Source organism: Microcystis sp. M165S2 (assembly GCF_020245885.1).
Classification (GTDB): domain Bacteria; phylum Cyanobacteriota; class Cyanobacteriia; order Cyanobacteriales; family Microcystaceae; genus Microcystis.
Map to the genome: position 1 here is coordinate 1 of NZ_JADBTZ010000003.1, position 12,791 is coordinate 12,791.

At 40.2% G+C, this 12,791-nt stretch carries 12 protein-coding genes and 1 pseudogene; 6 read left to right on the plus strand and 7 right to left on the minus strand.

Features of this window, described 5'->3' with window-relative positions; genetic code table 11:
* Nucleotides 1–564, minus strand: a pseudogene (locus IM479_RS00055) (DUF4351 domain-containing protein); the annotation flags it as partial.
* Between the two features lie 150 nt (nucleotides 565–714).
* Here IM479_RS00055 and IM479_RS00060 point away from each other — a divergent pair.
* On the plus strand, nucleotides 715–2,421 hold the full coding sequence (locus tag IM479_RS00060) for a potassium channel family protein (protein ID WP_287077868.1): 1,707 nt from the start codon (nucleotides 715–717) through the stop codon (nucleotides 2,419–2,421).
* Nucleotides 2,418–2,672 carry a hypothetical protein gene (locus IM479_RS00065; RefSeq protein ID WP_158200201.1) on the plus strand — a complete coding sequence of 85 codons (255 nt, stop codon included), beginning with the start codon at nucleotides 2,418–2,420 and terminating at the stop codon, nucleotides 2,670–2,672. Before IM479_RS00060 ends, IM479_RS00065 begins: the two co-directional genes overlap by 4 nt.
* A 101-nt stretch (nucleotides 2,673–2,773) precedes the next feature.
* Here the strand turns inward: IM479_RS00065 and IM479_RS00070 are convergent, their stop codons facing one another.
* From IM479_RS00070 to IM479_RS00085, 4 genes are all read right to left on the minus strand, one after another.
* The gene (locus IM479_RS00070) at nucleotides 2,774–3,385 is read right to left on the minus strand and encodes a Uma2 family endonuclease (RefSeq protein WP_287684877.1); all 612 of its coding nucleotides are present in this window, start codon (nucleotides 3,383–3,385) and stop codon (nucleotides 2,774–2,776) included.
* Between the two features lie 247 nt (nucleotides 3,386–3,632).
* Entirely contained in the window at nucleotides 3,633–5,774 is a 2,142-nt protein-coding gene (locus IM479_RS00075; protein ID WP_287684879.1) for a pentapeptide repeat-containing protein, read from the minus strand.
* Between the two features lie 33 nt (nucleotides 5,775–5,807).
* Nucleotides 5,808–6,233: a hypothetical protein gene (locus tag IM479_RS00080; RefSeq protein ID WP_287684880.1), complete on the minus strand. Its 426-nt coding sequence runs from the start codon at nucleotides 6,231–6,233 to the stop codon at nucleotides 5,808–5,810.
* A gap of 183 nt (nucleotides 6,234–6,416) precedes the next feature.
* Entirely contained in the window at nucleotides 6,417–6,650 is a 234-nt protein-coding gene (locus tag IM479_RS00085) for a DUF1830 domain-containing protein (protein ID WP_002743647.1), read from the minus strand.
* A 671-nt stretch (nucleotides 6,651–7,321) separates the two neighbouring features.
* Here IM479_RS00085 and IM479_RS00090 point away from each other — a divergent pair.
* The 4 genes from IM479_RS00090 to IM479_RS00105 all read left to right on the plus strand — a co-directional run bounded on the left by IM479_RS00090 (nucleotide 7,322) and on the right by IM479_RS00105 (nucleotide 11,057).
* Entirely contained in the window at nucleotides 7,322–7,762 is a 441-nt protein-coding gene (locus IM479_RS00090; protein WP_287684882.1) for a hypothetical protein, read from the plus strand.
* A 332-nt stretch (nucleotides 7,763–8,094) separates the two neighbouring features.
* On the plus strand, nucleotides 8,095–8,661 hold the full coding sequence (locus IM479_RS00095; protein WP_287684883.1) for a nicotinate-nucleotide adenylyltransferase: 567 nt from the start codon (nucleotides 8,095–8,097) through the stop codon (nucleotides 8,659–8,661).
* On the plus strand, nucleotides 8,658–9,386 hold the full coding sequence (locus IM479_RS00100) for an NUDIX hydrolase (protein ID WP_287684885.1): 729 nt from the start codon (nucleotides 8,658–8,660) through the stop codon (nucleotides 9,384–9,386). Before IM479_RS00095 ends, IM479_RS00100 begins: the two co-directional genes overlap by 4 nt.
* A gap of 12 nt (nucleotides 9,387–9,398) precedes the next feature.
* A complete protein-coding gene (locus IM479_RS00105; protein ID WP_287684887.1) occupies nucleotides 9,399–11,057 on the plus strand; it encodes an NAD+ synthase in 1,659 nt (552 codons plus the stop codon).
* 166 nt (nucleotides 11,058–11,223) lie between these two features.
* On the opposite strand, the gene ygfZ is transcribed toward IM479_RS00105, so the two are convergent.
* Entirely contained in the window at nucleotides 11,224–12,237 is a 1,014-nt protein-coding gene (gene ygfZ / locus IM479_RS00110; RefSeq protein ID WP_287684888.1) for a CAF17-like 4Fe-4S cluster assembly/insertion protein YgfZ, read from the minus strand.
* Nucleotides 12,234–12,602, minus strand: coding sequence for a hypothetical protein (locus IM479_RS00115; RefSeq protein ID WP_008200332.1), 369 nt, complete (start codon nucleotides 12,600–12,602; stop codon nucleotides 12,234–12,236). Before IM479_RS00115 ends, ygfZ begins: the two co-directional genes overlap by 4 nt.
* Nucleotides 12,603–12,791 lie beyond the last annotated feature (189 nt).

The following is a 12,791-nucleotide window of genomic DNA, read 5'->3' on the forward strand; positions in this document are numbered from 1 at the left end:
AAAGGGATGACTAGGAGACAAGGCCTCTAATTCATCAATCGCTCTGGTTCTGGTTCCTCCTCTACCTAATAATCTTAACCAGAGGGTTTCAGGGGTTTCGGGTAATTGATGCAGGACAATAAGGGCTGTGGTTAATGCTGGAGGTAAAAAATAAATTCCTTCTCCCCAATCTGGATTATTGAGAGCGGAAAAAGCAGTTATAATTCTTTGACTAGCCGTGGGGGTAAGTATCCATAGTCTGGGAATATTTTCTGCTAATAAGGGTTGTTGATGACGGTGAGCTTCTCTTTGTAATTGTTCCCGCACAGTAAACAGTTTAGATAAACAAGCAATAATGCCCTCAATCGTGACTGGATTGCGATAGGGTTCAAATAGACAAGGGGTTTGAGCTAATTTACCCAATAAACCTAATTCGGGCAGTATTTCCGGGGAAGTCGGTCGAAAATACACATCGATTTCTTGAGTTTCTGCCGTCACATCAAGGCTAGTTTTCACGTCACCGGAAGAAGAGAGAAAGGTTTCGAGGTAATCTTTACTAAATTTATCCCAAAGAAAGCGAGTCAAGACCTAAGTGATTCAATCGATGATGATGATTATTTTATCATTTTAAAAGCCTGATTGGGAAAACTGGCAGCATTGCAGCTTTAGTTACAGATTTTTCCTAGTTTTTGCGCTAAAACTGAAAGGTTAATCAGCAAAAAATGCGCTCGACGAATGAAACCGCAAATCATCGTCTGTGGATTAGGTCGCACGGGTTATAAAATCTTTTGTTTACTCAAACAACAATCCGCGGCAGTAGTAGCGATTAGCGATCGCCAAATGGTCTGCGAATACCAGTCTGATATTATCATCGGCGATCCCTGCTCTCCTAAAACTCTCCTGCAAGCTGGCCTTCCAGATGCAGAAACCCTAGTTTTGGCCATTGATAACGACGCACTCAATCTGGAAATTCTCACCCGCGCAAGGATAATTAACCCGAAAATTCGGATAGTTAACCGACTATTTAACGAAACTTTAGGAGAAAGACTCGATCAAACCCTACCTGCTCACGTTAGCATGAGCGTTGCTTCCCTAGCGGCTCCGATCTTTTCCTTTGCTGCCCTTGGTAATAAAGCTATCGGTCAATTACAGCTATTCGATCGCCTTTGGCCAATTCAAGAGATAATTATCGAGGAAAATCATCCTTGGTGGGGATTACCCCTCTACGAACTTTGGGACGATCCGGCCCGGATGTTAATCTATTATCTCCCCGCTCACGACGAAATTGATCTGGTTTCAGCAGTTCTTTTAGGCAAAAAACTCGGAACTGGCGATCATCTCATTATCGGCAATAAACCGACAATTAGGGCAAAACAGCGTTTTAAACTGCAAAAGTGGCTGAGAAATCTGCTCAATCTGCGTCCCTATCAGCACTATGTCCAACCGGTAATTCTTGTCACCCTTTCCCTCTTGGGGATGATTTCCCTTGCTACCGTTACCTATCTCAGCGTTAATCAAAAAATTTCCCTCGTCGATTCCCTCTATTTCTCCGTCGGGATGATTACCGGCGCCGGAGGTAACGAAAAAGTGGCCGAATCTACCCCCGATAGTATCAAAATTTTTACCGTGGTCATGATGATTGTCGGTGCAGGGGTTATCGGTATCTGTTATGCTCTCCTTAACGATTTTATCCTCGGTAGTCGCTTTAAACAGTTTTGGGATGCTACCCGCATTCCCGTCCGCAATCATCACATTATCTGTGGTTTAGGAGGTATCGGCACCCGGATCGTGCGACAATTGCACGAGCAAGGCTGTGAAGTGGTGGTGATCGAATCGGACCCCAATAATCGATTTTTGCATTCCGTGCGCTCCTGGGGAATCCCCGTTATCATCGAGGATGCGCGTCTAGTGGCTACCCTAGAAACCGCTAATATTAACAACGCTGAATCTTTGATCGTGGTTACTTACGAGGATATGATTAATGTGGAGATTGCTCTCACCGCTAAAGCGATCGCTCCTAAAATTAATCTAGTTTTACGCTGCTCTCAGGAACAATTCGGGCGATCAATTCAAGAAGTTTTTGATTTTGATACGGTATTATGTCCCCGGGATCTGGCTACCTATTCCTTTGCTGCGGCCGCTTTGGGCGGTAGAATTCTCGGTAATGGCATGACCGATGATCTCCTCTGGGTTGCTTTGGCTACATTAATCACACCGAATCATCCTTTTATGGGGCAAATTGTCAAGGAAGCGGCGATGAATGCCGATTTTGTGCCACTTTACTTAGAAAAACAAGGTCAAACTATCCACGGTTGGCAATTACTGGAAATCACTCTCGATCAAGGTGATATTCTTTATCTAACTATGCCGGCTATGCGTTTACAACAGGTTTGGCAAAATACTTCCCTAACTATTCCCCAATCTTTCCCCGATTTAAAATGATTTCTGGTCTTAATTATCTGAGCAAAGCTAGTTATCGCTGTATCTTGAGTTTAGGCAGTGCTGGCAGTATTTTAAGTCTCGCTAGTGCCAGCAGCATTTTAAGTCTGGTTAGTATCGGCAGTATGCTCAGTATTGGCAGTGTCGGCAGTATTCTCAGTATTGGCAGTGTCGGCAGTATTCTCAGTATTGGCAGTGTCGGCAGTATATTTGGCATTTTTCAATATCATTCTCTGCCTAACCATCCTCAATAAATGTAGCGCTTCTTTGTCGATGGCGGTTTTTTAAGCTTAAACTGTGGGGCGATCGCTTTTTATGCAAACAGAATAGAAAGGGTATTAATCGATTAAGCGATTTATGAGGCTGCCGCAAAACTAACACGACGATAAATTTCTAGCAAGGGAAGTTCAACGTTTAAACTCTCTAGGGGGATTATTTGACTAAGTTGATCGTAGGTTTGTAATTGCCAGCGATCGCTCTGTTCGAGTCTGAAATATTGCTCAACGTAGGGTTCAGTTTGACTAACGAGCAGATATTCACAAAAACTTGGCAGGGAACGATATTTTCTAAATTTATCACCTCGATCATAGGCTTCCGTGGCGGGGGAAAGCACCTCTACAATAAATAAAGGATTAAGAATTTCGTCTTTGCGATCGCCGTTAAATTCTGGTTCATGGTTAACGATCATGAGATCGGTATAGGTTCCGCAATGATATTCAGGAATCCACACCCGCAGATCGCTGTTATACAGACGAAAATCCCTATCTCTCAATAAAAATCCCAAAAAAACCGAGATATTGATCGCGATTGCGCTGTGGGTCGCGGTTCCTCCAGACATAAGAATCATTTCTCCATGGCAATATTCATAACGTTCCTGAGCAGTTTCAGCGATCGCCCGATATGCTTCCAAAGTGACAGGGTTTTTGGTGACTGTCGCAATAGTCGGTTTTTCTTGAGCGATAATCATGTTTGTCTTTCTCCGATATTCTATTAATTAATTTTATGGTTATTTTTTAGGGATTGTGGTGGGGTAAGAGCATCTCAATTAGGACTGACAAAAGGGTCTCAGCATAGCAATCATCTAGTTATTATCCATAGCCGTCCTTTTGCTTTTTTGTGCCATACCGCGTCGGTAGAGTGAGCGCATCTCAAACGCGGTTGACAACCGAGATAAAGTTCATTTTGTCAAGTATTGTTAAGATGCGCTTACCCTGTCAGGTATTCAGGTTTGCTAATTGTTCCTGAATATTAGCTTGAGTAGAGAGTTTTTCGGATTTTTCCCATAGAGCGTTAAAGAGACTTTTATCTGTCTCTACAACTCTTGTTTGATAGGAAATATAACCTGATTCTGTTTGACCATTCATAATTCTTCTCGCTGTAAAAGAATTTCTTGGCACAGATAAGTTTTCGCTAATCAATAGGTTGGTATTATGCCAATAATATTCTTGAATATCTTTAGCTTTTTCATGACAAATACAAGCAACTTTTATGCCAGAGTTAAGTTGTTCCTGAATCACTTGTAAATGCTTTTGAGTCGGAACTTCAGGAAGAATAAAGACTCGTTGAATAGAAATCTCCCTTTTGATTAGTTCTTCGTTAACTTCCCAGAATTTTTGACCAAGAGGATTATCCCACCAGATGGAATCTGTCATGGAGTGAATAGCCAAGATTCGAGATTCACTTTGAGGATCAATGTGTTTGAGTAGTTGAGCAACCTTTTCTAAACGGGATTCGCCAATAATTTCCATTGTAATTTCAGGCATAATTGTGTTGGTCAAAATTGTGCCATCAAGGAGGGTTAGATTATTTTCATCTAATTTAACATCGGTCAAATTAGCTCCCGTTAGAGTAGCTTTGCTCAAATTGGCATGACTTAAATCGGCTCCTGTTAAATCAGCATTAGTTAAATTAACCCCCGAAAGATTAGCCTTACTGAAATTACATTCCATCAATTTTGCATCGGAAAGATTGGCCTCACCATCCATTAAATTGACTTGGCTGAAATTCAGTCCCCGAAAATCTCGTTCGCCAATTTTGTACAAATATGTCAATTCTTTTGTGCTATGAATATCGGGGTGATATTCATCGGGTGCATAAACGGCAATCATCGCTTTGACGTAGGCGAAAAAATAAGCCTTGAGAATATTTTCATGGGTGTGGATAGTAATCACTTCTTTACCATCATACTCAACCACCGCCTTGACAGTTGTGGCTCCTTGTTTACCCGGTGTCAAGTTAGCTAAATAGATAGATTTAAGGTGATGTTTAATTTCAACTAAATGAGCTAGAGCCTCATCAAAGGCAGTACAAAGTGCATCTACTGAACCTTTTTTAAAGGCCGATTCAGTGTAACGCTCTTGGGTTTTTGTATTACATAAGATAACTGTCGCAGAAGTTAAATTGTTGTTAGCACAGAGAATTTCAAAGTTCTCAATTTTCCAGCCTTGAAAGAGAACGAGATTATCTTCAAAGAATAAGTTTTGTTGAAATTCATTCTCTAAAAGCCGATTGAGTTTTACTTGTTCATTTTCCATTGCCGCTTTACCGAGATTTTTGAGAGTTCTTTCGATAGATGCTGGCGAGGTATCTTCCCCTAAAAACTGTAAGAATAGGGAAGGGGAACCCACAAAAGGATATCCACTGGCAATGAATTCTCGATCTCTGATGGTGATAATACCTGCCAAGCCATACTTTCTGGCAATCTCAACTTGAATTGCCGTTTTTAAGTTAACGTTGGGATATTTTTCTAGGTCAATTTCTTTCAAGTTAACTTGGCCGACGTTAATCTTACTCAGAAGTTCAATGATCGCACGATTGGCATATTCTTGAGATTTCAGATTTTTGATATTATGCCAAATTTTGATTAATCCTATTTCGCCGATGTAAGGATTAATTTTTCCCTCTAAAACAAGTCCCATAACCCTAGTAGCTTCCCTGTTAAGAGTCGTCTGATTTCGTAATAAAAACTCTTCAATTAGATCAGCATCAATTAATACTTTTGGGGCTTGAGAATTGTTATCTTTTGATTGGAATACCTCTAAGTTATCCAGAAAAAAATCAATATTTATACTAGGATGAGTAGTTACCTTATGCAGACTAAGCTTGATTTCGTATTGCACAAAATCATCAGAACCTACATCATTGCCCAAATCTAAAAGCGTTTTTATTACTTGAAGCTCAGAGATTTGAGTTGCTTGAGATTCAGGATTATAGTATTGTCCTATTGTTCTGATAATCTCCGCCCGGCGATCTCTATCCTTTTCATTTTTTAGTTGAGCTAACAATACCAATACATCACTTGTGTCAAGATGGCGACTGGCCAATTTTGTTACGTCCAATAAATTTTCAGTTTTCATTTGAAATTAATCTCCTCAAAAATGCGCTAGTTTTCAGTGGTCTGATTCTGTACTAATTGTGTATGAGGCAGATCGTTCTAATTCCGAATTCTCTGCGTATCTAGTTGTCAAAATATCTTCAATGACGCAATAACCTTTCTTGAAAAGAATCCTTCTTAGGGAAGTAATTCCCAGACGATCACTGTCATCTAACTCAAGGTAATCCTTAAGATGGGATCCTAGATTTTTGTTGAAATCCGCGTTCAGATTTTTTTGGCCATGATTGAACATTTCAGCCAGGTCATCCGCAGAAAAAAGACCTGTAGCCGCCAGATAGAAAATAATTTTGTATTTTTCAGATAGAAAGCGTTGAATAATATTTTGTTCGATTTCTTCCAACAAAGCTTCTAGCTTGCGGATATCCAAACCACAGTTTTTTGCCTGATTTTGGGCATCGCATAATGAGGGTGGAGTTGCCATAGAAGTATCTCTCCTTCGGTTGAGGTTGTCATCGATCTTAAGGTAGTCAACATGGCTGTATTTGTAGTCACCGATACTTTTTCAAAGTGGATTGCAATAATAACCGGAAAGTTATATTGCTTCTGAGATAGTCCCATAAAACCAAAAGAGAAATCAACCAACAATTATTGCCCAAATCCTCCCTTATATCGCCAATTCCCGACAGGGAACTCTATCCTCCAGAATCATCGTAGCCATTTCATAGGTAAAAATATCTAAGTGTCCCCCTTCAGGAGCTTTAAAACAAAAATCTTGGCCCACCTCAACGACTCGCTCTAGCCATTGTCCCATAAAGTCAATTTTGAGAATAGCTGTTTTTTCTGTGCGGTTTACATATACACAGTTGATAATTGCTTGATTAACAGTTGCATTCGACATACCATTCCCCTCCATTTATGCAATACGGGATGAACCTTATGTATGTACGATAATTCAAAATTCTGGAATTGAAAACCAACAATTATTGCAAAGTTAAACCAACAATTGTTGCAAAGTTAAATCAACAATTATTGCAAAGCTAAACCAAAAATTATTGAATCTTTAAACTAATAATTATTGCAAAGTCAAACCAATAATTGTTACAAATTTAAAGCCTAAAAAAGTATCAAAATTACAACTTTTATTGGGTGACATAGAATAACCTTGCTTGATATAAAAGAGGTGTATAATTTCACAAATGTTATGAAAACTAACGACAAATTTAATCTCAAAAAGAATCTGGGGTTACTCTTGATTCTAGCCGGACTCTCTGTACCGATATATGCAGGACGGTTGCCAGAAGCAATTCATCCGATGACTATTGCCCATCTGTATGTTAATGTAGGGTTAAAGTTGATACACAGCGAAAAAAAAGCAGACTAAATGATGGTTAATATAGACAAGGGGCTTAAGTTCCTTGCCATCAATAGGTGACAGTTTAAATCTCAAATAGAATTGCTATATGTATGGTGGGCAATGCCCACCATCTGTTATTATGAGACGTAGATAGGGTCTTCCTAAAAACTAATCAAGGATTCAAAATACGTTCACGGTGGTAGGGTTGCTTAAAAATGTTAGAATCTATACAAAAAACACAATCTCCTTTAGCTTTAGCCCCTCCGTTGGCAGCTGCAATTAAACGAGGCGAAGACGCGAAGAAGCGGTTCCTATCTAAGCAAGGAGGAACCTTAACCAGCACCGAGGTTTGTAGTGTTTTAGCCTGTAGTTCTTTGGAATTAGAAACTATGAGGCTCAATCATCGAGTCTTAGGTTTATCTGTCAACGAAGAATTAGTTTATCCCGCTTGGCAATTTATTGATGGCAAAGTTTTGTTAGGTTTAGACCAAGTGTTAGCCGTCTTAAAAGAAGACGGTGCTTGGACACAAATAATCTTTCTGCTTACGGGTGATATTCGTTTAGAGGGAGCAACCCCGCTAGAAAAACTCCAAAAGGGAGAAATCGATTCAGTGGTTTGGGCTGCTAAGTGCTACGGGAGTCATAGCGCGGCGTAATGGGTTTGCCTCCTTCTGTTTGTGGGTTAGTACGTTTGAGAATTAGTTCACCAATTTTATAAAAAATAATACCTCCTGCAAAAATCAAAAATCTTCAGTAGCAGACAAAAGATAAGAGACAACTATCCTATTCATAAAACCTAAGATTATGTCAAATTTATCCGGGGTTTTAGACATTTTCACCCGATAGCGACTCGATAACTTACTTTTGCAGGAGATTACTGATCCTCTTGCCCTATTTTGGTAAAATCAACTATAATGGGGAGAAGTTAATCTTTGCCAAGCTTGAGCAGACTTAAACTAATCCCTCAGTGAGCAAGCAATTAGATCCTATGCTTAAAATTGCCCTTTTTGGAACCAGTGCCGATCCTCCCACTGCCGGTCATCAAGCCATACTAAAATGGTTATCGGAACAGTACGATATCGTTGCGGTTTGGGCTGCCGATAATCCCTTTAAAAATCATCAAACCAGTCTCGAACATCGTCTGAGGATGTTAAATTTGCTCATCGGGGATATTCAACCCCCAAGAGATAATATACAACTGCGACGAGAATTAAGCGATCGACGGAGCTTAATTAGTGTAGAAAAAGCGCAAGCAATTTGGGGAGAACAGGAGGAATATACCCTAGTCATTGGTTCGGATTTAGCCGGACAAATTAGGCACTGGTATCGCAGCCAAGAATTACTAGAAAAAGTCAAAATTCTCGTGATTCCCCGTCCCGGATATCCTATTAATCAAGATGATATTGAACAACTGGAAAAATTAGGAGGTGATTGTCTGATTGCCGATGTCTTTGCTCCGGCTGTATCCTCAACAGATTATCGAGAAAAAGGCGATAAACAGGCTGTTCCCGCACCGATTAAAGATTATATTGAAGGTCAAAAACTTTACGCATGAAGCTGCCAAAAACCCTAGCTAATAAATCTCTAGCTGATTTTAAAGTCGGAGTTGATAACGTGATCTTTTCCGTTGATACCCAATTAAATCGGCTGCTAGTGCTTCTGATTAAAAGACGGGAAGAACCCTTTAGTAATTACTGGAGTTTACCCGGTACTTTAGTGAGAAATGGGGAATCACTGGAAACGGCAGCCTATCGAATTTTAGCCGAGAAAATTAGCGTCAATAATCTCTATCTAGAACAGTTATATACTTTTGGCGGTCCAGAGGTAGATTTCCCGGCAGCGGCCGAGAGTTTTGGGAAACGTTATCTATCGGTGAGTTACTTCGCTTTAGTGCGGTTTGAAGAAGCAAAATTAATCACTGAACGGGATTATAATATCACTTGGTATATGATTGATAAAGTGCCAAATTTAGCCTTTAATCACGGTCAAATTTTAGCTTATGGCTGGCAAAGATTACGCAATAAAGTAGAATATAGTCCCGTCGCTTTTGAGGTTTTACCAGAATTATTTACTTTAAATGATCTTTATCAATTTTATGAGACAATTTTAGGTAAAAATTTTAGTGATTATTCCAACTTCAGAAATCGGCTCTTGAAATTAGGATTTCTCAAAGATATGGGTTTAAAAGTCTCTCGTGGTGCTGGTCGTCCTGCTAGTTTATATCGCTTTGATGAAGAAGCTTTTGCTCCCTTTAAAGAGCAACCGTTAGTTTTTGTTTAAATAGGAAAAAATATGAGAATTGCTATCGCTCAATTAAATCCCATTGTTGGAGATATCGAAGGAAATGCCGAAAGGATTTTAGAGGCCGCTCAAACGGCATTTAATCGGGGAGCGGAATTACTTTTAACCCCGGAATTATCCCTCTGTGGTTATCCTCCCAGAGACTTATTATTAAATCTGGGTTTTGTTGAGAAAATGTCTCGACAATTGCAATTATTGTCCCAAGAATTACCAGAAAAATTAGCTGTATTAGTCGGTTTTGTCGAAAAAAATACCTCCGCAACAGTCCGGGGAGAAAAGCCGTTATTTAATAGCATAGCTTTGGTAAAAAGTCAAGAGATTAAACAAATTTTTACTAAACGTTTATTGCCTACCTATGATGTTTTTGATGAGGATCGTTACTTTGCTTCCGGGAAAGAAAGTCAATATTTTCAACTAACAGAAAATAATTTTAAAATCGGTGTGACTATCTGTGAAGATGTTTGGAATGATGAACAATTTTGGGGTCAGCGTCAATACGCGGTTAATCCCATCGCCGATTTAGCTAATTTGGGAGTGGATTTAATCGTTAATCTTTCCGCTTCTCCCTACAGTGTCGGTAAGCAAAAATTGCGAGAATCTTTATTATCCCATAGTGCCACTAGATATAATTTACCTATAGTTTATGTCAATCAAGTGGGAGGTAATGATGATTTAATTTTTGATGGTGATAGCGTTGCTTTTAACAGACAAGGAGAAGTGATTTATCGCGCCCAAGCATTTACTTCTAGCTTAGAATTGATCGAGTTTAATCAAGATTTGTTACCCGCAGTTATTCATCCTTTACCCATCGATGAAGATGAGGAAATTTATCGAGCTTTAGTCTTAGGAGTACGAGATTATGTGCAGAAATGCGGTTTTAAACGGGTAATTTTTGGCTTGAGTGGTGGCATTGATTCCAGTTTAGTTGCCGCTATTGCCACCGACGCATTAGGTAAAGAAAATGTTCTCGCTGTGATGATGCCTTCTCCCTATAGTTCCGACCATTCCATTAGCGATGCAGTGGCTTTAGTTAATAATTTAGGTATCAAAAGTGAGAAGTTAGCAATTAAAGAAATTATGACCGCTTATGATCAACTTTTAGAGGGTCTTTTCGCTGGGACTGATTTCGGTATTGCTGAAGAAAATCTTCAGTCACGCATTCGCGGTAATTTATTAATGGCTCTCTCTAATAAATTCGGGCATTTACTATTATCCACTGGCAATAAATCAGAAATGGCGGTGGGATATTGCACCCTCTACGGTGATATGAATGGTGGTTTAGCAGTGATTGCTGATGTGCCGAAAACCAGGGTTTATTCCCTCTGTCGCTGGTTAAATCGGCACGGGGAAATTATTCCCCTCAATGTGATTAATAAAGCTCCTAGTGCTGAATTAAAACCCAATCAGAAGGATCAAGATTCTTTACCTCCCTACGAGATTTTAGATGCTATTTTAGCACTATTAATCGATCGCCATCAATCCGCCCAACAAATTATCGCCGCCGGTTTTGAGCCTGAAATTGTGCAGAAAGTGATTAAATTAGTGAAAAATGCCGAATTTAAGCGCAAACAAGCTCCCCCTGGTCTAAAAATTAGCGATCGCGCTTTTGGCACTGGTTGGCGAATGCCCATCGCTAGTCGCTGGGGTTAGGGACTTTTTCAGTTATCAGTTATCAGTTATCAGTTATCAGTTATCAGTTATCAGTTATCAGTTATCAGTTATCAGTTATCAGTTATCAGTTATTAGTTATCAGTTATCAGTTATCATTGATTAGTGATTGGTCACTGTTTACTGTTTACTGTTTACTGTTCACTGTTCACTGAAAGGGGTATTCGTGAGAGAGGAAGGGTAAAGGGATTAATTCTCCTGTTGCCTCGCCGATTTGTACTTTTAAACCCTCTCCTCCCGCTTTTGTTTTCACATAACCCAAGCCAAAATCCTCCAGCACACTGGTGAGTAAACCGACTTTTTGCGCTTCTAAAATAATCGGGGTATTGCTAGGGACGGGTTGGCTGAGTTTTATGCCCCAAAGTCTTTGTTTTACGCCTTTATAGGTGTTGAGACGGGCGATAGTTTCTTGACCAATATAACAACCCTTATCAAAAACGAGCGCTCGCCATAAACCGGCCTCTAAAGGGTTATAATCTTCGGTTAATTCTCGATCGACTGCCGGTCGGCCCTGATGGATTCTTAGGTATTCCCACACCTGCTCATCGGCGGGAGTAACGCCATTTTTTATTAAATTTTCCCAGAGGGGACCGGCTTCGGCGGCGGCAACGATTAGAGTATATCCGGGTAGGTCTAAGCCGGTGCCGACGGCCAGTCTCAGGGGGGGGTCAGAAAGGAGATAATGACTATGCTGCACCCCCGTTAAAATCTGCTCTGGAATGCCTATTTTTTGCAGGTATTGCCCGCTTTCAGTACCAATTAGGGTGAAAATGCCAAAATTATCGGTTAAGTCGCTAATTTCAACCTTATCGAAGGGGAAAATATAGCGATCGATCAATTCCAGTAAAAATTGACGACGTTGGGGAGAAACGAGGATGAGGAGGGAATCATCGCTGGCGTAAACTGTGACAAAATCGAGGGTACGACCGGTAGAGTTAAGGAAAATTGTCTCACAACCCTGACCCGGTTTCAGGCGCTCGATAGCGTTACTGGTTTGATTGTGGAGAAAACGCAGTCGGTCTTGGCCTTTTAATTCTAATAAACCCCAATCGGAGCGATCGATTAAAATTGTTTGGGATGCTAAATTTTGGGGATCATTACTGTAATTTTTCAGAAAATTAGCGGCATACTCTGCCTTGATCGTTTCTAACGCTGCTTTCATTGGGGTAAATTAGCGAATAATCGGTTAATAATACGCTCGGTTTTCGTTTCCAAACTCTGCCAATCTAGTTCACCGGTGGGATCGAGGAGACTGGTATCGATGGTGACGCTCTCTCCTTCATCGGTGGGATAATCGAGAAAACAGACTTGAAAACAAAGTTCCCAAATATTTACAGTAACGGAGCGATCGAGATAAGTCAAACAGAGCAGATAACTGGGATAGGGATCTTGAATTTCTGTATAGGTTCCTTTCCAGAGGGAATTTTCTAACTGTTTACGCAGATTATCCAGCACCCGAATAAATGCCGGTTGCATTAACAATTGTGCCTGTTCCCAAGCAGTAATATCTTTAAATTTTGGATTCATCTTATCAGTTATCAGTGATCAGTTATCAGTGATCAGATTTGGGTATTAATTGACACTCCCCGCTCTAAAGAGACGGGGATTCTTGGTTCACAGAGATTACTTGCTTAGACAGAATTGCTTCTGAAAAAGTAGAGGTATTCTCTCCCCAAGCGTTTATTGGATCTAGCCCAAAGGTTCCGGTATGCCCTA